The sequence below is a fragment of the Actinoplanes sp. NBC_00393 genome (assembly GCF_036053395.1).
Taxonomy (GTDB): domain Bacteria; phylum Actinomycetota; class Actinomycetes; order Mycobacteriales; family Micromonosporaceae; genus Actinoplanes.
The window spans coordinates 7,612,061-7,634,881 of sequence record NZ_CP107942.1 but is presented as its reverse complement, the minus strand read 5'-3'; the positions used below and the strand labels follow the sequence as shown (position 1 = coordinate 7,634,881).

The window sequence follows — 22,821 nt, the reverse complement described above, 5'->3', positions numbered from 1 at the left end:
GGCCCGAATCAGGAGGACGGTGACGTGAGCAAGCGCCCCAACACGGCGAACGGCGTCATGTCGCGTCTCAGTCGACCCGCTGGTCGACTGCGAGACCTACCAATCTGGTCAAAGCTTGGCTTGATCATGTTGGTCCCGACCGTGGCGACGATCATCGTTGGCGTCAACGGCCTCGTGGACCACATCGACGAGGCCAGCAACGCGGAGCGTGCTCGCACCCTTTCGGTGCTCTCGCAGAACGCCGGTGCTCTCGTCGACCACCTGCAGGCTGAGCGCACCTACGCGGTCATGCTGACGCTCGCGAAGGAGAAGGCCCGGACCGCCCCCAGCGACGCCGTCAAGGACGCCGCCAACCAGCAGGCCGCGGCGGCGAAGAAGCTGTACACCGACGAGCACCCCGGCGCGGATGAGGCCAAGGGGCCCTACGCGCAGCAGAAGGGCGCGCTCGAAGAGGTGCCGCAGAACGTCGGCGTCCTGCTCCTCCGTCTCGACAACAACCTCGAGGACCTGCCGTCGTTCCGGAGCAAGGTCGGCAACGGCAGCGGCGCGGAGCCGGACCTCAAGACGGTCAAGGATGCCTACACCCGGCTGATCGAGGACCTCCTCCAGGTGCGCGAGGCCTCTGCCCAGCTCGCCACGGACCCCGACCTGAGCAGCCGTCTCGGCGTGGTCGCTGCGGTCGCCCGCCAGAAGGAGTACATCGCCCAGCAGCGGTACCTGGGTCACCAGGTGATCAGCCAGGGCGATCTGACCGCGGACCTGCGTACCGCGTTCCTGCAGACCGAAGTCGGTAAGAACCTCGCCAAGAGCTCCATCGAGGCGAGTGGCACCGACGCCGAGAACCAGACCATCGCCGACACCATCACCGGCGACAAGGTTCGTGCCGCGACCAACCTCACCGTCCCGCTGCTCGCCCTGCAGGGTGGGAACACCAAGAGCCCGCCCTTCATGCAGACCCCGAGCTGGGAAGAGGCGATGAAGGGGTACAACGACCTCTTCCGGGACGTGGAGAGCAAGTTCGACGCCGAGATCGTGAATCAGGCGACGGTCCTGCGGGACGACACCAACCAGCGGGTCTTCCTGGAGACCAGCGTGCTGCTCGGCATGCTCCTGCTGGCCATCCTGTTCGCCTGGTTGGTCGCCCGCTCGATGGCCCGCTCGCTGCGTGAGCTGCGCCAGGGTGCCCTCGCGGTCGCCCAGTTCGGTCTGCCGCACGCGGTGAGCCGGCTGCGTGACCCGGCGCTCTCCGCGTCGCTCACCCCGGCCCAGGTCGCCGACCAGATCGCCGAGCCGCTGCCGGTCCGGAGCCGGGACGAGTTCGGGCAGGTGACCGAGGCGTTCAACGCGGTTCACCTCGAGGCCGTGCGTACTGCGGCTGAGCAGGCCGCCCTGCGTGCCTCGGTCGCGACGATGTTCGTCAACCTCGCCCGCCGTTCGCAGATCCTGGTCGACCGGCTCATCGGTCACCTGGACCGGCTGGAGCGCGGCGAGGAGGACCCGGACCGTCTGGCCGAGCTCTTCCAGCTCGACCACCTGGCCACCCGAATGCGGCGTAACGACGAGAACCTCCTGGTCCTCGCCGGCGCCGACTCGACCCGCGTGCAGCGGGAGCCGGCCGCTCTGATCGACGTGCTCCGTGCCGCCCAGTCCGAGGTCGAGCACTACACCCGCATCGAGTTCGGCATGATCGACCGGGAGATCGAGGTCGCGGCCCACGCGGTCAACGACATGGTCCACCTGGTCGCCGAGCTCTTCGACAACGCGACCGCCTTCTCCCCGCCGAACTCGCACGTCCTCGTCGAGGCGCGCCGGATGGGTGAGAACGCGGTGCTCACCGTCGAGGACCACGGCATCGGCATCAGCCGCGAGCAGCTCCGCGACCTGAACGAGCGGCTCGCCAACCCGCCGACGGTGGACGTGGCCGTCTCCCGGATGATGGGCCTCGTCGTGGTCGCCCGGCTGGCCAACCGGCACGGCGTCCGCGTCGAGCTGCGGCCCGCCGACCGCGAACGCGGCACCGTCGCCGAGGTCGGCCTGCCGATCTCGGTCCTGGCCGCCGCGGCCTCGGCCCGGGTGCAGACCAACGGTTACGGCGAGCCGAGCCCGATCGGGTTCGACGAACCGCTTGCGCTGGAGGGCGGCCGCGGTGGCTACCCCGGTGGTGGCAACGGTGGCGGCCGGCCGTTCGACACGGCGAGCATCAGCAACGGTGGCGTGCCGGCCTGGTCGGACCTCACCGGTGCTCCGCCGCCCGCCAACTTCGGTCTGAACGGTGCGAACGGTTCGGCCAACGGCTTCCACGGCCCGCGCAGCAACGAGGTCATCCCGCCGCTGCCGTCCGCCCCGCAGGGCTTCGCCGGTCTCGACGACCTGGTGCAGCGGCGCAACGGCGGCGAGTTCCAGCGTCCCGACGGGGAGACCAACGGCTTCGGTGGCGCGACCATCCCGCGTCAGCTGCCGGCCAACCCGGAGAGCCAGGGCCGCAACCCGTTCATGCCGCCGGTGTCCGCGCCGCCCGTGCCGCCGATCTCCGCTCCGCCGGTCTCGTCGGCGCCGCCGGTCTCCGGTCCTCCGATCTCCGCGGCTCCGGCCGAGCCGATCTCGGCCGCCCCGGTCTCCGGGCAGCCGCTCGAGCAGCGCAACCCGTTCGCCTCGGCGCCGCCGGCCTGGCCGCCGGTCGCCGCCGACCGGGAGGCCGGCGCGACCCCGCACGTGCCGGAGAACCTTGCCGCGGCGCTCGACATGACCGCGGAACTGCCGCGCTACCGGCCCGAGGCCTTCGAGTCGCAGGCGCAGGTGGCCCGTCCGACCAACCCGCAGACCGCACCGGTTCCGGTGTCGGCCCCGCCGGTTCCGGCCGGACCCGAGATCGCTGCTGCCGAGGCGCATGCCGCGGCCGCCGCACAGATCGCCGCGGCGCAGGCCTCGGCACACCAGGAAGGCGCGGTTCCGTTCGCCGACGAGACGATGGAGCTGCCGATCTTCCGGGAGCTCGAGTCGGCCTGGTTCACCACGGCGCGTACCGATGCGCCGCCGCGCAGCACCAACGGTTCGGGTGACGAGCCGGTTCTCTCGCAGCGGATCCCGACCGGCGAGCCGACCCGCTCGGCCGGCGTGCCGCAGCAGGCCGGTCCGCCCGAGGAACGTGACACGGCCACGGTCGGGGCAGCAGCCACGGCCGCTTCCTACAGCAACGGCGCGGGCGGCAACAACCCGTGGCGCACCGCGGCTGACGACGGCTGGCAGGCGGCCCGCATGGCGGCCGAGGCGCCGGTCGAGACCACCACCACGGCAGGCCTTCCGAAGCGCACGCCGATGGCGCAACTCGTCCCCGGCGGTGTTGACCGGGGCGGTAACTCCGTCCAGCGTCGTACGCCTGAGGGGGTTCGCGGTCTGCTTTCCGCGTACCACCGGGGTGTTCAGCGCGGTCGCACCAAGGAACAATCGACCAACCTGGAGGAGACTCCAGGAGGGCAGCAGCCCTCGCAGGCTGGCAAGGAGCATGAGGCATGACATCTACGCAGGATCTCGGTTGGCTTCTGGCCAACTTCGCCGACCGCGTACCCGGGGTTGCGCACGCGATCGCGGTCTCCGCCGATGGCCTGCTCCTCGCGGCCTCGCGGGACCTTCCGCGCGACCGTGCCGACCAGTTGGCGGCCATCGCGTCCGGCCTGGTAAGCCTGACCCAGGGCGCCGCCCGGTGCTTCGAGGGTGGCGCCGTTCTCCAGACGGTCGTCGAGATGGACAATGGGTTCCTGTTCCTGATGTCCATCTCCGACGGTTCCTCGTTCGCGGTGCTCGCAGCGCGCAGCTGCGACGTCGGGCAGGTGGGCTACGAGATGGCTCTCCTGGTCGACCGCGTCGGCGAGGCACTGACTCCCGCGCCGCGTTCGGCGGCCGGGGTGCTGGGCTGAGAGGGACTGGTAGCCGGCCCAGTCGGCTACTGTCAGAAACCTTGACAACTAATACACTTCTAGGGGCCGAGGGAGGGGTTGACGGTGACGATGCCTGAACGCGATGAGCCGACCGGCGCGCTGGTCAGGCCGTATGCCGTGACCCGCGGTCGGACCCGGCCGAAGCTTGAGATAGCGCTGGAAGCGCTGGTCGAGACAACCGTGCGCGGCCGTTCTGGAATCAGCCGCGGCGGGCAGGGTGGAAGCGAGCATCAGTACATCGCGGCGATGTGCGACGGGGGGCGCGTTCAGTCGCTCGCCGAGATCGCCGCACGCATGCAACTGCCGCTCGGTGTGGCACGTGTGATCGTCGCCGACATGGCCACTGATGGCCTGGTTGCGGTGTATGAGCCCACCTCGCTCGAAGACGAGACCGACGCGGTAGGCACGGAACTGCTGGAAAGGGTGCTGAGTGGACTTCGCAGGCTCTGACATGTCGCACCGTCCCGCTGCGGGACGCGTGACATCGGCGAAGATTGTCATCGCCGGTGGCTTCGGCGTCGGTAAGACGACGCTGGTGGGGTCGGTCTCGGAGATCACCCCACTGACGACTGAGGCGATCATGACCTCGGCGGGTGTGGGTGTCGACGACAACCGGCAGGTGCCGGGCAAGATGACCACCACCGTCGCCATGGACTTCGGCCGGATCAGCATCGACCGGGACCTGATCCTCTACCTGTTCGGTACCCCCGGCCAGACGCGGTTCTGGTTCATGTGGGACGAGCTGGTCCGGGGTGCGATCGGTGCTGTGGTCATGGTGGACACGCGTCGGCTCGCCGACTGCTTCGCCGCCATCGACTTCTTCGAGCATCGTCGCCTGCCGTACCTGGTGGCGATCAACTGCTTCGACGGCATGCAGTATCACAACGCGCAGGACGTTCGGGACGCTCTCGCGGTCTCGAGCGACGTGCCCGTCGTGAGCTGTGACGCCCGCAACCGTGAGTCGACGAAGAACGTCCTCATCTCGCTGGTCGAGTATGTGTTGACGATGCGTCGCTCGCGCGCGGTAGCGCCGGCCTGACGAACGGTCGAAGCCCCGCTCCGCCGGCCGGAGCGGGGCTTCTCCGTGCCCGCTTGCACTTACGCTGAGTGAGCGTATCGATGCAGTAGGGCCGGCAGCTCGGTGATGTCGTCGATGCTCAGCCGTGGCACGAACGCGTCCGGATCAACCCGGAAGGCGTGCGCGCCCGGATGCCCGGCGTTCGTGATCAGTACCGGTCGCATGCCTGCCCGCTCGGCGCCGGCGTGCTCGCGGCTGCCACCGTCGCCGACGTACCAGCACTCCTCGGCGGGCACGCCCAGGCGGGCCGCTGCGGTGGCGTACAGGCGGGGGTCGGGCTTGCGGTGTCCCTCGCGCCAGGAGAAGACCGGGGCGTCGATGCGGGACGCGTACGGGGTGTCCGCCCACGCCTCGCAGAGCTCACTGGAGCAGTCGCTGAGAAGGCCCAGACGGTAGCCGCCGGCCCGCAGGTGATCCAGGGTGGGCAGTGCACCGGAACGCGGCCTGCGGACCAGCTCAGCGCCCGCGTGGTGACTGGTGATCGCGGCCGCGAGGGTCTCCTGGTCCGGGTCGGCGCCGCACTCGCCGGCGATCCGGCGCAGGGTGTCGGCGGTGCTGCCGTACTCGCCCACCACGCGCTGCGGGAAGCTCCCCGACATCGCGGTCCAGAACCGTTCCGGCGGAATGCCGAGGACCGCTGCGGTCGCGGCGAAGGTGTCCGCGCGCAATGTCTCGGCGGAGGGGTCGGTCAGCGTACCGAAGAAGTCGAAGACGATCGCTCGCATCCGTGCAGCTTCGGATACGGCGATGGGTCGCGAGCGAGCGGGTCGCGGCGACGATCGCTCGCGTCCGTCCAGCTTCGGATACCGAGATGGGCCGCGACCCAGCGGGTCGCGGCCCATCCACGTTTTCGGTCAGCGACCGCCGTAGCCGGCGTTGTTGTTGTTTCGGTAGTCGTCGGCCGGCTGGCCGTCCCGGGTGAAGTCCCACCCGCCGGCCGCCTCGCGTCCGGGCCGGCCACCCATCGCGAAACCGCCGATCTCCTGCCCGCGCCGCCAGCCACGGAAGTAACCGGTGGTGTGCGCGGCGATCGACGCGGCGTCGCGGACGATCCGCAGCGGGCGCTCCTCGCGCAGCGGCGAGCCTGGGACCAGGTTGGCCTGGGGCACCCGCTTCGGCAGGCCGGCCGAGGTCTCGGCGGCCACGGCCGGGGTGGCGGCCTTCTCCGCCGCACGCCAGCCGCTGTCGTTCGGGTTGGTCCAGTCCAGCTTGTCGGGCTTGTTGGACTCGTCGTGCCCGGTGAACCAGGCGGACCGGGCCGCCGCGAAGATCAGCAGGTCACCGTCGCTGCCGTCGGCGGGAACCGGCGGGGTGGTGCTGCGGTCCAGGGCGGTCAGCTTCGTGCTGGAGGTCCCGCCGGCACTCCGGCTGTCGCCGTCGACCAAGCGCAGCGGCGGCGTCTGGACCGGGTCGAGACCGGCGCCCCGGTTGCCCAGCTGCGACTCCACCAGGCGCAGTGACGGCGGCTCCTGCGGCATGTCCTGCCACGGCGGCTTCACCCGGCCCGACGCGGGCGGCGAGCTGACCGCGGCGGCGGCCGGCGGCGCCGCTGGGGCGTCGTCGTTCCCGGTGTTGAGCAGCGGCCAGTTGGCCCGCGAACCCGGCTCCGGCATCTCCTGCGCCGGACGCGGGGAGGGCATCGGCAGGCTCAGGTCGGTCGGCCCGCTCGCCGTGCCGTTGGCCGGCGCGGACGGGCGGGTGTTCGGCCGGGACGGGATGACCGTGCGCTGCCGCTCGGCCCGGGCCCGGTTCAGCTCGGCGTTGGTGAGGGTGGGCCGGAACGGCTCGCCCTGCTCGGCGGGGGTGCTTCGGCCGGCCGCGGGCTGCACCGACGAGGGCGCGCCCGGGTTGCGCGACGCCGGCACCGGACGCGAGCCCGGAGTGATCGGGGTCATGCCGGGCGGAGGCGGCGGGACCGAGACGGGCCGGTTGCCCGGGTTGCCGGTCCGGCTGGGAAGGCCGTTGGCCGCGGCCGGTGCGATCGGCGGGGGAGCGATCGGGTCCGGCGCGACCGGCGGTGCGGTCATCGGCTGCGGGCTGGCCGGTCCGGCGCCGGTGGACGCCGGCTCGGGACGGCCACGCCGGCCGAAACGCGGGATCTCGGTGCTCGGGGCGGACTGCATCGGAGCCGGCTCGGGAGCCCGGCGGGTGGCCCGGCGTCCCACGCTCGGCGTGCCGGCGGACTGCATGCCGCGGGCGCTGAGGGTGCCCACCAGAGCGGTGCAGGCGGCGTCGCAGGAGCGGACCGCGCCGATCGCCTGACGGACCGCGTCGGCGGCGGCCGGGGCCAGGGACTTGTTGACCCCGCCCCGCCGGGGCGACTCGCTGATCGCCACGTGCAGAGCGGTGACGGCGGCGATCACCTGGTCCTCGGTGCCCGCGCCGGCCCGGGTCAGCTCGACGGCGATCTCCCGGGCGGTGTGCTCCGGGTCGGCGCCGCGAGCGGTCAGCCGGCCGGGCTCGGGCACCGCGTCGAGCACGGCGAGGGCCAGGCGGTGCGCGGGATCCGGATAGGCCCGGAGGGCGGCGGGGTAGAGCTCGCGCAGTACCTCGCGCAGGGCGGCCGCGGCCGCGTGCCGCCCGTTGAGCATGGCGACGTGGGCGGCCAGAACCGGCTTGTAACTGACCAGGTCCCGGGGGGTGGGCAGGTTCACCGCAGCGATCGCGCCGGCCTGCAGTGCCCGGGCCAGGCCGACCGCGCGGCGTGCGGCGGCCGGCGCCTGGATCTCGTCCGGGGACTCGTCGTCGGAGAAACGCTCCGCGAAGTCGTCCGCGTCGTCGTCGTCGATGACCACCAGCGGCCGGCCGGCCGCGGTCAGCAGTGAGGTGACCACGTGGTCGTCGCTGTCCGCGGCGACTGCCGCGTCGCTGAAACCGGTCGTCCGTTCCACGAGCAGCGATCCCAGCTGGGCGTAACCGGCCGGGTCGTCACTGATCTCATGGACGCCGAGCAACCGGCCTGCGTCGTCCACCACGGCGATGGTCAGTGGCGCGGCCGAGGCCGAACGCACCGCGTCATCAGCCGACGCCAGACCGCAGTACACGCGCACGAGCGCCACGGCGTCGTCCTCCTCCCCGGGACTGCTGCTTTTCTGTGGCCAAGGACTGATGTTCCCTGGTAATCGGTCAGTCACGCCAGTCCACAGCGGCAGAGATCTTGCCGATGACGGAGCGCCAACCCAGGCTTGCCTGTTGTGCCCCGATTTTCTTCAATCGCCGCCGGCCGAAGAAACCACCCATACCGCCACTTTCCGCGGCGCGGAGTGATTCGTCCAGGTCGTCGAGTGGTGAGCCGGGCGACAGTGCCAGGATCACCGGCTTGATACGGAGCGCGTATCCCAGGTCGCGGGCCACCTCACCGGCAGCGATGAGCAGCGGCAGATCCCACGTGTCATGGCCGCCACGCAGGTTCTCCACCACGAGGTCGAGCTCGTAGCGATCATCCGGCAGCGGGTCGATGTCGCTCGACTGTACCCGCTCCGCGACGGTGCCCCAGGTGTCCAATTGTGCGAGATCGTGCGGAGCACCCGAACGAAGGAAGGAGACCAGCGATTCGGCGCTCTTGAAGGCGAGCAGGCGGCCCTTGTGGCTGAGGAACATGGGTACTTCCTCGTCGCCCGCCTGGGTCGCGGCCTCCTCCGGCTCGTCCTCGAAGTCGGCCGGATCGGGCTCACCATCAGCCCGTTCGGCTCCGTCCTTGTCGGCCTCGCCCTCGGCGAGCAGCGCCTGGAACTCCTCGTCGACGATGACTTCCTCGTCGTCCTCGGCGGCGCGCTTGCGGCTCTCGAACGGGTCGTCCTCGTCGGCCTCGATCTCGGTCGGCGTGATCTCCGACGCCTTCCGGTACGCCCGCAGGGTCAGCCCCACCCCGCCCGGCAGTGCGATCTCGACCGGCTGGATGCGGACGCTCTCCCAAAGCTCACGCCCGGAACCGCCCCCGGTCGAGGACTTCTCGGCCACCGGCGCGGACGCCTCGGGCTCGTCGGACTGGCTGGTCACGGTAGACCTCCGGGTGATCTTGGGGGTGGCGGGACGGGTGACTCTGGGCACACACCCTAGTAGGCAACGCTGTGTGACAGCGGCCCCGTCCCTGTTCCTAGTAGCCCTTCGGGTGCCACACAGTCTTGATCTCCAGAAACGCGGTCATCGGACGCAGTCCCGGGTCGGCGGTGAAGTCGACGCCGCCGGCGGGTGGCCGGACCACCCGCTTGAGCGTGCCGGCGGCCGCCTTCTCCAGTTCAACGGCCAGATCGGGGTCCTCGACACCGGTCAGGTCCAAACCGTTGACGTCGGCGTGCGCGGCCAGCCAGGGTGCGGTCTCCGCATACCGGCCGGTGAGGACGTTCACCACGCCGCCGGGCACGTCCGAGGTGGCGAGCACCTCGGCCAGGGTGATCGCAATCTGTGGATCAGCGGCGAGCACGACCACCGTGTTGCCGGTGACCACGGCCGGGGCTACGACGCTGACCAGGCCGAGCAGGGTGGGCGGGGCGACGACGGCGACGACGCCGGTGGGCTCCGGTGCGGAGATGTTGAAGAACGGCCCGGCCACCGGGTTCGCTCCGCCGGCCACCTGGGCGATCTTGTCGGACCAGCCCGCGTACCAGACCCAGCGGTCCACCGCGGCGTCCACCTCAGCTCCCGGCACGCCGAGCGCCTTGAACTCGGCACGCCGCGCCTCGATCATCTCGGCGATCCGGTAGAGCACCTGCCCCCGGTTGTACGCCGTGGCGCCGGCCCACTTCGGCTGGGCGGCACGGGCGGCCACCACCGCGTCCCGGGCGTCCTTGCGCGAGGCGAGGGCCACGTTGTCGCCGTTCACCACGTACGTCCGTCCTGACTCGCTGCGAGGAAAGGCGCCGCCGATGTAGAGCTTGTAGGTCTTGCGTACGGAAAGCCGCGTCGGTTCCGTCGCCTTGGCTGTCTTAGGCAAGGTACGCCTCCAGGCCGTGCCGGCCGCCCTCCCGGCCGTAGCCGGACTCCTTGTAGCCGCCGAACGGCGACGTCGGGTCGAACTTGTTGAACGTGTTGGCCCACACCACGCCGGCGCGCAGTTTGTCGGCGATCGACAGGATCCGTGAGCCCTTCTCCGACCAGATGCCGGCGGACAATCCGTACGGAGTGTTGTTGGCCTTCTCGATCGCCTCGGCCGGGGTCCGGAAGGTCAGGACCGACAGGACCGGTCCGAAGATCTCCTCCCGGGCGATCCGGTGGGCCTGGGTGACGCCCGTGAAGATCGTCGGAGCGAACCAGAAACCCCGGTCCGGCAGTTCGCAGGCCGGCGACCAGCGTTCCGCGCCCTCGCCTGCACCGATTTCTGACAATTCGGTAATACGCGCCAATTGCGCGGCCGAATTGATCGCGCCGATGTCGGTGTTCTTGTCCAGCGGGTCGCCGACCCGCAGCGTCGCCATCCGACGTTTCAGCGAGGCGAGCAGCTCCTCGGCGATCGACTCCTGCACCAGCAGCCGGGAGCCGGCGCAGCAGACGTGTCCCTGGTTGAAGAAGATGCCGTTCACGATGCCCTCGACCGCCTGGTCGATCGGCGCGTCGTCGAAGACGATGTTCGCCGCCTTGCCGCCCAGCTCCAGGGTCAGGCGCTTGCCGGTGCCGGCCACCGCGCGGGCGATCTCCCGGCCCACCTCGGTGGAGCCGGTGAAGGCCACCTTGTTCACGTCGGGGTGCGAGACCAGGTACGCCCCGGTATCGCCGGCCCCGGTGACGATGTTCACCACGCCGGCCGGCAACTCGGCCTGCCGGCAGACGTCGGCGAAGAAGAGCGCGGACAGCGGCGTCGTCTCGGCCGGCTTGAGCACCACGGTGTTGCCGGTGGCCAGCGCCGGCGCGATCTTCCAGGCCAGCATCAGCAGCGGGAAGTTCCACGGGATGACCTGGCCGGCGACGCCGAGCGGGCGCGGATCGGGGCCGAAGCCCGCGTACGCCAACTTGTCGGCCCAGCCCGCGTAGTAGAAGAAGTGCGCCGCGACCAGGGGCAGGTCGACGTCCCGCGACTCCTTGATCGGCTTGCCGTTGTCCAGCGACTCCAGCACGGCCAGCTCGCGGGAGCGCTCCTGGATGATGCGGGCGATCCGGAACAGGTACTTCGCGCGCTCCGACCCGGGCAGCGCGGACCACGGCCCGAACGCGCGGCGGGCGGCGGCGACGGCCCGGTCCACGTCCTCCTGGCCGGCTGCGGCGATCTCGGCGAGAACCTCCTCGGAGGCCGGGTTCACCGTCTTGAAGACGCCGCCCTCCAAGGCCTGCTCGAATGAACCGTCGATGAACAATCCGTACGACGGGGCGATGTCGACGACGGAGCGTGACTCTGGCGCGGGTGCGTACTCGAACATGACCCCTCACTCAGTCCAGGGTGAAATAGTCCGGACCGGCGTAGTGGCCGGTGGTGAGCTTGGTCCGCTGCATGAGCAGGTCGTTGAGCAGCGACGAGGCGCCGAACCGGAACCAGTCCGGGTGCAGCCAGTCGTCGCCGACCGTCTCGTTGATCATCACGAGGTACTTGATCGCGTCCTTCGTGTTCTTGATGCCGCCGGCCGGTTTCACCCCCACCTGCCGCCCGTGCCGCTCCCGGAAGTCGCGGACCGCCTCCAGCATGACCAGGGTGATCGGGAGGGTCGCGTTCACCGCGACCTTGCCGGTCGAGGTCTTGATGAAGTCGGCGCCGGCCAGCATCGCCAGCCAGGACGCCCGGCGCACGTTGTCGTACGTCGCCAGCTCGCCGGTCTCCAGGATGACCTTGAGATGGGCGTCCCCGCACGCCTCCTTGACCGCGACGATCTCGTCGAACACCTTGCGGTAGTCGCCGGCCAGGAACGCGCCCCGGCTGATCACCATGTCGATCTCGTCGGCGCCGGCCTCGACCGCACTCCGCGTGTCCGCCAGTTTCACCTCGAGCGGCGCCTGCCCGGACGGGAACGCGGTCGCGACGCTGGCCAGGTGCACGCCCGAGCCGGCGAGGGCGGCCGAGGCGACCGGGACCATCGCGGGGTAGACGCAGATCGCGGCCACCGGCGGGCAGCTCGGGTCGGCCGGATCGGGCCGGCGGCCCTTGGCGCAGAGCGCCCGCACCTTGCCCGGCGTGTCGGCGCCCTCCAGCGTGGTCAGGTCGACCATGCGGATGGCCAGGTCGATGGCCTTGGCCTTGCTGCTCGTTTTCACCGATCGGGTGCCGAGCGCGGCCGCTCTGGCCTCGACACCCACCTTGTCGACACCGGGCAGCCCGTGCAGGAATGAGCGGAGATCGGACAGCCCGGTGGCCGCTGTCACAGTCATGAGAGCGATTCTACGCAGCCCACCGACAATTGATCTTGATGGAACGGTAGGTTGAGCCCGTGGACGTCCTGGTTGTAGATCACCCGCTGGCCCAGACCCGGCTCACCGCGATGCGTCGTGCGGACACCGACTCCGGCGTCTTCCGCGCCTCGCTGCACGAGCTCACCACCATGGTGGTCTACGAGGCGGCCCGCCTCTTCGCCGTCGAGAAGTACCCCATCGAGACCCCGGTCGCGCCGACCGAGGGCACCCGGCTGGCCAACCCACCGCTGATCGTGCCCGTGCTCCGCGCCGGCCTCGGCATGGCCGACGCGGCGCTGGGCCTGCTGCCCGAGTCGTCGATGGGCTTCGTCGGCCTGGCCCGCGACGAGAAGACGTACGAGCCGCGTGCCTACATGGAGTCGCTGCCCGGCGACCTCTCCGGCCAGCCGGTCCTCGTCCTCGACCCGATGCTCGCCACCGGCGGCTCGCTGCTGCACTGCTGCAAGCTGCTCGCCGACCGGGGCTGCACCGACATCATCATCTGCTGCGTGCTGGCCGCACCGGAGGGTATCGAGCGGCTCGCCGCCTCCGACCTGCCGCTGCGCCTGGTGACCGCCTCGATCGACCAGGGCCTCAACGAGAAGGCCTACATCGTCCCGGGCCTCGGCGACGCCGGCGACCGCCAGTTCGGCGGCATGCGGCGCTTCTAGCCGGGGGTGTGCGACCAGCTGAGCGCCTTGCCGTCGGCGAACGGCATCACGCCGTGGAACGGGCGCGGCTGGTCACCGAGGACGAGCGGGAGGAAATGCCGGTCCGACTCCCACATCGGGACGCGGCCGGCCAGCACGTCGGCCTTCTCGACCCAGTGCAGCGAGCCTTCCGGATTGGCCGACAGCGGGGTGCCCGACCAGTCCGGAATCCGGAACAGAAAGCCGAACCAGTTCTCGCCGTTCCGGCCGAATCCGGGCCAGGAGATCGTCCCGGCCAGATCGAGCCGGTGGCACTCCAGCCCGGACTCCTCGGCGATCTCCCGGCGCATGCCGGAGACCACGTCCTCGTCCGGGTGCAGCTTGCCGCCGAGCCCGTTGTACTTGCCGAAGTGGATGTCGTCCGGACGGGTGTCCCGCCGGATCATCAGAAGCCGACTCCCGTCGGCGGAGAGGACATAACCGAGGGTAGCGAGGATGGCCTGCACGGCCGCCACCCTAGAGTGGCTGCCGGGTACAGTGGCCGCGTACGCCGGACCGTTCCAACTGGCGTAAGTGCTGTACCATCTCGTGCGCCGTCGTCGATGCGCGGCCGGCGCCATGCACCGGCACCCCTAGCGTGCGTCGTTGCGGGGAGTGACACGCTCCCTACGCACCTCTTACTCTTCGCTCAGGAGGAACGCCCATGACGGGCTCCCAGCCTGCCATCCCGCCCGCTCGTCCGGTGATCGGTGAGGATGAGATCGAAGCCGCGGTCCGCGTCCTGCGCAGCGGCATGGTGGTTCAGGGCCCGGAGGTCGCGGCCTTCGAGAACGAGTTCAGCGAGCTGGTCGACGGCCGGCACTGCGTGGCGGTGAACTCCGGCACGTCGGCCCTGCAGCTGGCGCTGCTCGCGCTCGACCTGAAGCCGGGCGACGAGGTCATCGTGCCGTCGTTCTCCTTCGCTGCCAGCGCCAACGCGGTCCGGCTGGCCGGCGCGACGCCGGTCTTCGCGGACATCGACCCGGCCACCTTCTGCATCGACCCCGACGCGGTGGCCGCCGCCGTGACGCCGCGCACCGTGGCGATCATGCCGGTGCACCTGTACGGGCACCCGGCCGCGATGGACCGGATCATGCCGATCGCCGAGGCGCACGGCCTCGCCGTGGTGGAGGACGCCGCGCAGGCGCACGCCGCGGGCCTGAACGGCACGCCGGTCGGCGCCTTCGGTGTCGCGGGCTGCTTCAGCTTCTACCCGACGAAGAACATGCACTCGCTCGAGGGCGGCATGATCACCACGGCTGACGCGGAGTTCGCGCGCAAGCTGCGGCTGCTGCGCAACCAGGGCATGGAGCAGCGGTACCAGAACGAGATCGTCGGCGCGAACATGCGGCTCACCGACGTCGCCGCCGCGATCGGCCGGGTGCAGCTCGGCAAGCTCGCCGGCTGGACCGACAAGCGCCGGGCCAACGCCGCGTACCTGGACGAGCGCCTGACCGGCGTGGTCGTCCCGGCGGTCGCCGCCGGCGCCAAGCACGTCTACCACCAGTACACGATCCGGGTCTCCGGTGACCGGGACGCGTTCCAGGCCGCGCTCGCCGAGCGGGGCATCGGCAGCGCGCCCTACTACCCGACGCCGATCCACCGGCTGCGTCCCTACCTGACCGAGGACGGCCAGCCCGGCCCGTGGAAGCTGCCGGAGACCGACCGCGCCACCGGCGAGGTGCTCTCCCTGCCGATCTTCCCGAGCCTGACCACCGAGGACCTGGACCGGATCGTCGCGGCCGTGAACGACGCGGCGGTGAGCGCATGACCGGCAAGGTGCTGCGCGCCGGCCTGATCGGGCTGGGCGCGATGGGCCGCAACCACGCCCGGGTGCTCAGCCTGCTGGACGGCGTCGACCTGGTCGGCGCGGTCGACCCGGCGCCGAACGCGGTCGGACCGCACGGTGTGCCGGTCGTCTCCGACCTGGACCAGCTGTTGAAGATCGGCGTCGACTACGTGGTGGTGGCCTCGCCGACCGCCCTGCACGAGGAGCTCGGCCTGCGCCTGGCCGAGGCCGGTGTGCACGCCCTGATCGAGAAGCCGCTGGCCCCGTCGGTGGAGGCGGCCGGTCGGCTGGTCGAGGCCTTCGCGAGCCGTGGCCTGGTCGGCGCGGTCGGTCACATCGAGCGCTACAACCCGGCGCTGCAGAGCCTGCGGACCCGCCTGGAGTCCGGCGAGCTGGGCGAGATCTACCAGATCGTCACCCGGCGGCAGGGCCCGTTCCCGGGCCGGATCGCCGACGTCGGTGTGGTGATGGACCTCGCCACCCACGACATCGACCTGACCGCCTGGGTCACCGGCCGCCCGTACGAGCAGGTCTCGGCGCGGACCGCGTCCCGCAGCGGCCGTCCGCACGAGGACATGGTCTCCGCGGTGGCCGGCCTGGCCGGCGGTCTGATGGCGAACCACCTGGTGAACTGGCTGAGCCCGTTCAAGGAGCGGTCCACCGTCATCACCGGCGAGCGGGGCAGCTTCGTCGCCGACACCCTCACCGCCGACCTGACCTTCTACGCCAACGGCGCGGTCGGCACCGAGTGGGAGGCGCTGCGCGCCTTCCGTGGCGTCGCCGAGGGCGACATGATCCGGTACGCGATCCCGAAGCGGGAGCCGCTGCTGGTCGAGCACGAGCGCTTCCGTGACGCGGTGGACGGCAAGGAGAGCGACATCGTCACCCTCGAGCAGGGCATGCGTACGGTCAAGGTGGCTGAGGTGGTGCTCGAGTCCGCGAGGACCAGCGCGACCCTCACGATCCCCGCGACCTGATGGCGCGTGACGTTGCCGTAGTAACGCCCTGGTACCCCAGCGCGGAACTGCCGTTCCGGGGTGCCTTCGTGCGAGCCATGGTGGAGGCGACCGCACCGGTCGCCGACACCATGACCGTCTATCACTGCGACTCCTGGGTGAGCCGGCTGTCCGCAGCCGAGGACGCGGCCATCCAGGAGGCGGTTTCGGAGCTGTGGGCGTACGCCGCGGTTCCGGCCGAAACGGTGGGCGGCGCCGCGCTGGTCACCGCGCCGGTCGCCATGCCTCGCGCCCTGCCCTTCGCCGAACAGGCCCGCCGGGCGGCGGACGCCCTCGGCGGCGCCCTCGGTGGCAAGCCGATCGACGCCGCGGTGGTGCACGCCCACGTCGGCCTGCTCGGCGGCATCCCGGCGCTGCGCAACATGCGCCCGGACGCCCGGCTGTTCGTCACCGAGCACGCCACCTTCCTGGACCGGATGCTGGCCGAGCCGGACGGCCGGGCCGGCTACGCCGAGGTGCTCGCCGCCTGCGAGGCGTTCTTCGTGGTCGGCGACGAGCTGCGCCAGCAGCTCGCCGAGGCGTTCCCGGAGCACGAGGCGAAACTGAAGCTGATCGCCAACCCGATCGACTTCGACGTGCCCCGCGCGGAGCCGGTGACCGAGCTGCGCCGCTGGCTGTTCGTCGGCGGCCTGATCGAGCGCAAGGGCGTGCGCTGGTTGCTGGAGGCCTTCGCGGCCTGCCGCGCCGACGACCCGTCGCTCACCCTGACCGTGGTCGGCACCGGCGAGCTGAACGGCTGGCTCACCGAGCGCGCCGCCGAGCTGGGCGTCGCGGACGCGATCACGCTGACCGGCGCGCTGGCGCCGGAGCAGGCCCTCGAGCTGATGCGCGAGCACGACCTGCTGGTGCACCCGAGCCGGTACGAGACGTTCGGCGTGGTGATCATCGAAGCGCTGGCGGCCGGCATGCCGGTCCTGATCACCCGCAGCGGTGGTCCGGAGCAGACTCTCGCGGGCATCGAGGCGGACGCCGGCGAGCTCGTCGAGATCGAGGACGCGCCGGACGCCCTGATCGCCGGTTATCAGCGGCTGCGCGGCCGCTTCCCGTCCGGGCTGGACCAAGCGCACGCTCGAGCCGTCCTCGCCGACCGGTATGGTTATGGTGCCGTCGCACGCAGTCACCAAGCAGCCTGGTTCGCATCCTCGTACTCCGGTCAGACCCGGTAGGGATCTCATGCAGGTACTTTTTCTGGCTCTCGGAGCCAACCGCCGGCGTGCGGTGATCGAGGAGAGCCGGCGGGTCGTCGAGCACGGCGGCCGCGCGGTGGTGCTGGTCACTAGCCGCTCGGCCTGGTCGGCCGAGACGTTCGCGCCCGGCGTACGCGTACTCGCGCTCCCGTCACCCGACACCCACTGGCCGTTGCGTGCCGAGCAGGTCGTGCTCTTCCGCGGCCCGCGGTTCGTCCTGGCCCGGGCCGCCCGGGTGCTCAAGCGCAGCCCGAAACGATGGATCGGGGCGTACGAGAAGCGGGTCGCCAACCGGATGCACCGCAAGGTCTTCCTGCCCGTCTACCGCAAGGCGTGGCCGGATCAGCAGAAGCGAGCCCTGGCTGCCCAGGTTCGTGCCGGCGGGCCATACGATGCCTTTGTGGTGACCGACCCCATTTCCTTCCCGGTCGCCCGGGAGCTGATCGGCTCCGAGCGCGTCGCGTTCCGCATCGACCAGTTGGTCACGCCGGCTAACTCGGACAAGGGAAAGGTATGACCTCCAGCAGACCGAAGCCGCCCCGGCTGCTCTACATCGCCTTCTACTTCCCGCCCTCGCGGGCCAGCGGTGTCTACCGCGCCCGTGCCACCGCCAACCACTTCGCCGCCGCGGGCTGGGACGTCACCGTCTTCGCCGCTCCGCTGCGGTTCCTGTACCACGTGATCGGTTCGGTCGACGAGAAGCTCTCCGAGACGGTCGACCCCCGGATCAAGGTGGAGCGCCCCGAGCTGGACCTCTCCCGCTGGGAGAACGAGCTGCACAACATGACCTGGCTGGAGGGCACCCTCCCGGAGGCGGCGAAGAAGCTGCGGCAGTGGCGTGAGGACCGCTACTTCCCGGAGGTCTACGCCTCCTGGGCCCGTGACTCCGTGACCAAGGCGCTGCGGATGCACAAGACCGAGAAGTTCGACGCGGTGCTGGCCACCGGCAACCCGTTCGCGGCCTTCGCCGCGGCCTGGGAGATCAACAAGAAGACCGGGATTCCGTACGTCGCCGACTACCGCGATTCCTGGACGCTCGATCTGTTCAGCGACGAGCCCGCGTTCCCGCCCGAGCACGCTGCCTGGCGGTGGGAGAAGCGGATCATCGGCGACTCCAGCGCCACCGTGTTCGTCAACAACGCGCTGCGGGCCTGGCACGCCGACCGCTACCCGGCCTCCGCCGACCGGATGCTCGTGGTGCCGAACGGCTGGGACCCCGACCTGCTGGAGGTCGCGGCCGGCGACGGCGCGGAGAGTGCGAACCGTCCACTGCGCTTCGGTTACCTCGGCACCGTCACCTCGAAGCAGCCGGTGGTCGAGATGGCCGAGGCGTTCCGTCAGGCCCGGGAGTACCCCGACCTGCATGACGCCGAGCTGAACATCCATGGACATCTCGGTTTCTTCAAGCAGAGCCACGCCGCCTTCCTGCCGCTGCTGGGCCTGGACGCCAAGGGCGAGCCGGACCCGGAGTCGGACCACGGTCTGCGCCTGCGCGGCCCGGTCTCCAAGACCGAGGTGGCCGGGGTCTACGAGCACAACGACGTCCTGGTCTTCCTGGCCGCCGGCGGCAAGTACGTGACCTCCGGCAAGATCTTCGAATACATGGCCGCGGGCAAGCCGATCGTCTCGGTGCACGCGCCGGAGATCGCCGCCCGTGAGGTGCTGGAGGGCTATCCGCTCTGGTTCACCGCGGACAGCCTGGACCCGGGCCAGGTGGCCAAGTCGATGGTGGAGGCCGGCCGGGCCGCCCGCACGCTGACTCCGCAGCAGCAGGCCGAGGCCCGGGCGTACGCCGACCGGTTCCAGCGCGACAAGCTGCTGGACCCACTGGAACACGCGATCCGGGGCATGGTGCGCCGGCCGATTCCCGCGGCGGAGGTGCAGGCATGAGCGAGCCGTCCGCGGCTCAGCCGCGCGTCGTGGTGCTGACGCTGAGCTACAAGCTGTCCCGGCGGGTGCAGTCCTACATCGACGATCTGACCAACGCCGGCGTGCGGGTCGACCTGCTCGTCGTGGAGAACCGCACGCTGGAGGGCACCGAGTTCGGCCCGCTGGTCAACGCGCGCCCGGTCTTCAAGAGCGAGATGTACGGACTGCCGCTGCGCTGGGTCGAGCGGAAGCTGGTCTTCGACGTACCGTCCAAGGTGTTCGGCAAGACCCGCGCGATCACCCGCGAGGGCGAGCGTCTGCGGCTGCTGGACCGGACCGCGCTGGCGGTCCGTCGCCGGCAGAGCCGGGTCTCGAAGGGCATCCACAACAAGATCTTCTGGCCGGTGTTCAAGCAGGCGCGCCCGCTGCTGCTGATCCCGCGCAGCCGCAAGCAGGCGCTCACCTTCGACATCGGCAACGCCGACCGGATCGTGGCGGCCGACGCGGCGGCTCTGCCGCTCGCCTGGCGGATCGCCAAGCGCTATCCGAACGTGCAGGCGACGAAGGCGCTCGATCGCAAGCCCTGGATCGCATAGGGGACATCGAAAAGGGCAGGGGCAGCAGATCGCCGCCCCTGCCCTTTCTCGTCTGTGGGTCAGCGCTGCGAGAGCACCTCGACGACCCGGTGCGCGGCGCGGCCGTCACCGTACGGCTCGCCACGGTCGGAGGTGGGCGCCGGACGGGTCGCCGCGGCGGCCCAGTCGGCGCCGAGCGTCCACGGGTCCGGGATCAGCCGGTTCCAGTCGCCGACCAGGGTCTCCACCCATTCGGTCTCCGGGCGCAGCGTGGTGCACGGCCGGGCCAGAAGGTACGCCTCCTTCTGCAGACCGCCGGAGTCGGTGACGACGCCGGCCGAGCCGAGCACGGCGGCGACCATTCCGGCGTACGGCAGCGGGCGACCGGCGTACAGCGAGCCCTGGGTCAGCTTCAGGCCGTAGCTCTCCGCCCGGGCGACCAGGCGCGGGTGGGCGAGCAGCGCCACCGGAACGGGCAGCGAGGCCAGCGACTCGATCAGCGCGGCGAGCCGTTCCGGGTCGTCGGTGTTCTCCGCCCGGTGCAGGGTGGCGAGAAGGTACGGCGAGTTCGGGTCGATGCCGGCCGGCAGCTCCGGACGGGGGTGCTCGCCGGCCGTCACCGCGTCACGGATGCGCAGGCAGACGTCGACCATCACGTCACCGACCAGCACCGAACGCTCGGACAGCCCCTCGGCGGCGAGGTGGCGCATGGCCTCCTCGGTGGGCGCCAGCAGCAGGTCCGCCGCGTGGTCGGTGAGCACCCGGTTGTGCTCCTCCGGCATCCGGCGGTTGAACGAGCGCAGGCCGGCCTCCAGGTGCGCGACCCGGTAGTGCAGCTTCACCGCGGAGACGGCGCCGGCGAGGGTGGAGTTGGTGTCGCCGTACACCAGGACCCAGTCGGGCTTCTCCCGATCCAGCACGGCGTCCATCGCGGAGAGCACGGCGCCGGTCTGCACGCCGTGGCTGCCCGAGCCGACCCCGAGGTGGACGTCCGGGTCGGGGATGCCGAGACCGGAGAAGAAGACGTCAGAGAGGTCGGCGTCGTAGTGCTGGCCGGTGTGCACGATGACGTGCTCGTGCTCGGTCGCGCCGAAGGCGGCGGCGATCGGGGCCAATTTCACCAACTGCGGGCGAGCGCCCACCACACTGAGGACTTTCACGCTGCTCCTAGCGCTGATCGGTTGCGAGCCGCGGCACACGATACGTGAGGAAGGTTGCGCGCTTCACCCCGCCGGGTTCTGGAGCAGCTCATCGTACTGTTCCTGGACGACGGACCAGTCCCATGTCACCGCCGCGTGCTCGGCGGCGGCCTCGCCGGTCTTGCGCCAGATCTCCTCGGTGGCGGTGTGCGCCAGGATCCGTTCCACGGCCTGGGCCGGGGTCTCCACCATCCAGTCGGCCGGGAAGATGCTGCGGGCGCTGTGCGTACGGCCGGCGAAGAACGGCCAGTCCCGGACCACCGGCACCGCGCCGCTGGCCGCGCCCTCGATCACGCCGAGGTGGAAGCTCTCCCGTACCGAGGCGCTGAGGATCACACCGACGTCGGTGAGCGCGCCCGGCACGTCGTCGGTCTGCCCGATCCGCCGGACCGCGCCCTGCATCTCGAACTCGGCCAGCTCCCGGGTGTACTCCCGGGCGTAGTCGGCGGCCTGCGGGGTCGGCAAGCCGTCCAGGTCCGCGCCGATCAGGACGAGGTTGTACCGCTCGTCGTGCCGGCGCAGCCCGCGCAGCACCTCGAAGGTCCAGCGCGGGTCCTTGGCGATCCGGCTCTGGCCGATCTGGGCCAGCGTGAACCGGGCGTCCGGGTTCTTGGGCCGGCGGTAGCGGTCCAGCCGGGCCGCGTTGGTGACCACCCGGGTACGCGGTCCGCCGGGTTCGCGCAGGCGGGGCGCCACGTCCAGGGTGTAGTCGAGCAGCGGCTCCGAGACGAAGACGAAGTCGTCGATGCGCGACATGTCGACCAGGTGCGGGAACATCGTGAACGCCTCGAACAGGTGCAGCCGGACGATGATCCGGGTGGTGCCCGGGTCGATCACGGTGAACAGCGCGGCCTGCATGAGGCACCACTCGACGAAGACCGTGTCGGCCCACTCGAGGTGCGGCGCGAACCACTCCTGGATCCGCTCGGCGTACTCCGGGTCGCCGCCCAGCTTGTGTTTGAGCATCGCCGGGACCCGGGACAGCTCCTGTTTCTCCGGGTCGGCGAGGAGGTCCAGGGTCCGTACCTCGAAGTCCGGGCTCTCCTGATAGCGCTCCCGGATGGTCCCGAGGAAGTTCTCGTTGCCCCGGCTGACGAAGAGCAGCCGGTGCGGCCGGTCGGTGGGCGGCGGCGCGGCCGGGGTCCGGCGCCCGCGGGGCGCGGCCATGGTCTGTCCCACCCGGCTGTCGTGCAGCGGCGCGAGATACCCGGTCGGGTCCGGCGCCATCGGCGAGGTCAGCCAGTCGAAGTGCACGGCCCGGTGGAAGAGCAGCTGCATGACCTGGTTCACCGAGCGGGTCGCCGCGTCGAAGTCGGCGCGGGCGAGCTGCTGGTCGGCGACGGCCAGCTTGGCCGTCGCGGCCTCGGTGAGGAACTCCGGGATGCGGCCGGCGGCCAGCTCGTCCTTGGCCGCGGCCATCAGCATCTTGGCCCGGACCTCGAGCCTGCTCATCCGCTGCGCGACGCTCACCCGGGCCGCGGTCGCCTCGGCGGGCAGGCCCAGCCGGGTCAGCCGGCCGATCACCTGCCGGCCCAGGTTCTCCCGCCGGGTGTCGCTGAGACCGCGCGCGCCCAGCAGGGCCTGACCGGCGCGCAGGCCGGGCGGGAAGGTCAGCGCCTTGCCGACGACCCGGTCGCCCGCCTTGTCGGCGAGCCGCTTGGCCCGCTGCCGGATCGCGTCCACCGCCACCACGGGGCTCGGGCCGATCCGCAGGACGCGGCGGGCCGCGTACTTGGACGGGCGGGCGGCGCGCTCGGCCAGCACCGCGGAGGCGGACGGCAGGTCGAACACGGTGTCGGCGGCTCGGTTGCGGCGGCCCAGTTGGCGTACGGCCGTGGCCGCTGCCGGGTCCAGCGCGACGAGCACCTCCGCCGTCGCGGCCCGCCGGCGCAGCTCCGCGTCCTGCCGGACCCGCAGCCAGAGCTGGTGACCGGCGCGGGCCGCCTGGTGCTCGCGCCGGGCGTCGGCGGGCAGGCTCTGCGCATCGCGCACCGCGAGGATCTCGGCGGTGCCGGGCATGATCGTGATCTGGTCGGTGGGGCATCCGGCGGCGATCGTCACCTGGGCCCCGCCGGCATGCATCCGGGCCACCGCCTCGGCGACGGCCTCCGGCGTGGCAGGCGCTTCGGCGGAGACGATCAGCACCGTGGCGAATCGCTGTGTCATAAGGTGT

Annotated in this window: 20 protein-coding genes; 11 read left to right on the top strand and 9 right to left on the bottom strand. The window is 71.1% G+C overall.

What is annotated here, in order from left to right; translation table 11 throughout:
* Nucleotides 1–24: 24 nt before the first annotated feature.
* The 4 genes from OHA21_RS35240 (at nt 25) to OHA21_RS35225 (ending at nt 4,974) form a co-directional block, all read left to right on the top strand.
* Nucleotides 25–3,513, top strand: a complete 3,489-nt coding sequence (locus OHA21_RS35240; RefSeq protein WP_328462448.1) for a sensor histidine kinase — start codon at nt 25–27, stop codon at nt 3,511–3,513.
* Entirely contained in the window at nt 3,510–3,914 is a 405-nt protein-coding gene (locus tag OHA21_RS35235; protein WP_014447580.1) for a roadblock/LC7 domain-containing protein, read from the top strand. The genes OHA21_RS35240 and OHA21_RS35235 overlap by 4 nt, the downstream gene beginning before the upstream one ends.
* 90 nt (nt 3,915–4,004) lie before the next feature.
* Nucleotides 4,005–4,385, top strand: coding sequence for a DUF742 domain-containing protein (locus tag OHA21_RS35230; protein WP_045740042.1), 381 nt, complete (start codon nt 4,005–4,007; stop codon nt 4,383–4,385).
* Between the two features lies 1 nt (nt 4,386).
* Nucleotides 4,387–4,974 (top strand): GTP-binding protein, encoded by a 588-nt coding sequence (locus OHA21_RS35225; RefSeq protein WP_196413414.1) that lies wholly within the window; start codon nt 4,387–4,389, stop codon nt 4,972–4,974.
* Nucleotides 4,975–5,033: 59 nt separating this feature from the next.
* Here the strand turns inward: OHA21_RS35225 and OHA21_RS35220 are convergent, their stop codons facing one another.
* The 6 genes from OHA21_RS35220 to deoC form a co-directional block, all read right to left on the bottom strand.
* The gene (locus OHA21_RS35220; RefSeq protein ID WP_328462443.1) at nt 5,034–5,738 is read right to left on the bottom strand and encodes an HAD family hydrolase; all 705 of its coding nucleotides are present in this window, start codon (nt 5,736–5,738) and stop codon (nt 5,034–5,036) included.
* Nucleotides 5,739–5,867: 129 nt separating this feature from the next.
* Nucleotides 5,868–8,072: a transposase gene (locus tag OHA21_RS35215; protein ID WP_328462441.1), complete on the bottom strand. Its 2,205-nt coding sequence runs from the start codon at nt 8,070–8,072 to the stop codon at nt 5,868–5,870.
* Between the two features lie 67 nt (nt 8,073–8,139).
* Nucleotides 8,140–9,012: a DNA primase gene (locus OHA21_RS35210; RefSeq protein ID WP_442874945.1), complete on the bottom strand. Its 873-nt coding sequence runs from the start codon at nt 9,010–9,012 to the stop codon at nt 8,140–8,142.
* A 97-nt stretch (nt 9,013–9,109) separates the two neighbouring features.
* Nucleotides 9,110–9,946, bottom strand: coding sequence for an aldehyde dehydrogenase family protein (locus tag OHA21_RS35205; protein ID WP_328462437.1), 837 nt, complete (start codon nt 9,944–9,946; stop codon nt 9,110–9,112).
* The gene (locus OHA21_RS35200; RefSeq protein WP_328462435.1) at nt 9,939–11,363 is read right to left on the bottom strand and encodes an aldehyde dehydrogenase family protein; all 1,425 of its coding nucleotides are present in this window, start codon (nt 11,361–11,363) and stop codon (nt 9,939–9,941) included. Before OHA21_RS35200 ends, OHA21_RS35205 begins: the two co-directional genes overlap by 8 nt.
* A gap of 10 nt (nt 11,364–11,373) precedes the next feature.
* Nucleotides 11,374–12,303, bottom strand: a complete 930-nt coding sequence (deoC, locus tag OHA21_RS35195; RefSeq protein WP_328462433.1) for a deoxyribose-phosphate aldolase — start codon at nt 12,301–12,303, stop codon at nt 11,374–11,376.
* A gap of 59 nt (nt 12,304–12,362) precedes the next feature.
* Here deoC and upp point away from each other — a divergent pair, with 59 nt between their 5' ends.
* Nucleotides 12,363–12,995, top strand: a complete 633-nt coding sequence (gene upp / locus OHA21_RS35190; protein ID WP_328462431.1) for a uracil phosphoribosyltransferase — start codon at nt 12,363–12,365, stop codon at nt 12,993–12,995.
* On the opposite strand, the gene OHA21_RS35185 is transcribed toward upp, so the two are convergent.
* Entirely contained in the window at nt 12,992–13,480 is a 489-nt protein-coding gene (locus tag OHA21_RS35185) for an NUDIX hydrolase (protein ID WP_328462429.1), read from the bottom strand. The two genes, upp and OHA21_RS35185, sit on opposite strands and share 4 nt — an antisense overlap.
* A 197-nt stretch (nt 13,481–13,677) precedes the next feature.
* On the opposite strand from OHA21_RS35185, the gene OHA21_RS35180 reads away from it, so the two are divergent.
* The 6 genes from OHA21_RS35180 to OHA21_RS35155 all read left to right on the top strand — a co-directional run bounded on the left by OHA21_RS35180 (nt 13,678) and on the right by OHA21_RS35155 (nt 19,470).
* Nucleotides 13,678–14,784, top strand: a complete 1,107-nt coding sequence (locus OHA21_RS35180) for a DegT/DnrJ/EryC1/StrS family aminotransferase (RefSeq protein ID WP_328462427.1) — start codon at nt 13,678–13,680, stop codon at nt 14,782–14,784.
* Complete coding sequence (locus tag OHA21_RS35175) at nt 14,781–15,779, top strand: Gfo/Idh/MocA family protein (RefSeq protein ID WP_328462425.1); 999 nt, start codon at nt 14,781–14,783, stop codon at nt 15,777–15,779. Before OHA21_RS35180 ends, OHA21_RS35175 begins: the two co-directional genes overlap by 4 nt.
* Nucleotides 15,780–15,856: 77 nt before the next feature.
* A complete protein-coding gene (locus tag OHA21_RS35170; protein ID WP_328478735.1) occupies nt 15,857–16,984 on the top strand; it encodes a glycosyltransferase family 4 protein in 1,128 nt (375 codons plus the stop codon).
* A gap of 7 nt (nt 16,985–16,991) precedes the next feature.
* Nucleotides 16,992–17,522 (top strand): hypothetical protein, encoded by a 531-nt coding sequence (locus tag OHA21_RS35165; protein WP_328462423.1) that lies wholly within the window; start codon nt 16,992–16,994, stop codon nt 17,520–17,522.
* Complete coding sequence (locus OHA21_RS35160) at nt 17,519–18,895, top strand: glycosyltransferase (protein ID WP_328462421.1); 1,377 nt, start codon at nt 17,519–17,521, stop codon at nt 18,893–18,895. Before OHA21_RS35165 ends, OHA21_RS35160 begins: the two co-directional genes overlap by 4 nt.
* Complete coding sequence (locus OHA21_RS35155) at nt 18,892–19,470, top strand: hypothetical protein (RefSeq protein ID WP_328462419.1); 579 nt, start codon at nt 18,892–18,894, stop codon at nt 19,468–19,470. The genes OHA21_RS35160 and OHA21_RS35155 overlap by 4 nt, the downstream gene beginning before the upstream one ends.
* 59 nt (nt 19,471–19,529) lie before the next feature.
* On the opposite strand, the gene wecB is transcribed toward OHA21_RS35155, so the two are convergent.
* Nucleotides 19,530–20,609, bottom strand: coding sequence for a non-hydrolyzing UDP-N-acetylglucosamine 2-epimerase (gene wecB / locus OHA21_RS35150; protein WP_328462417.1), 1,080 nt, complete (start codon nt 20,607–20,609; stop codon nt 19,530–19,532).
* A 63-nt stretch (nt 20,610–20,672) separates the two neighbouring features.
* Complete coding sequence (locus OHA21_RS35145) at nt 20,673–22,814, bottom strand: glycosyltransferase family 1 protein (RefSeq protein ID WP_328462415.1); 2,142 nt, start codon at nt 22,812–22,814, stop codon at nt 20,673–20,675.
* Nucleotides 22,815–22,821: the final 7 nt, after the last annotated feature.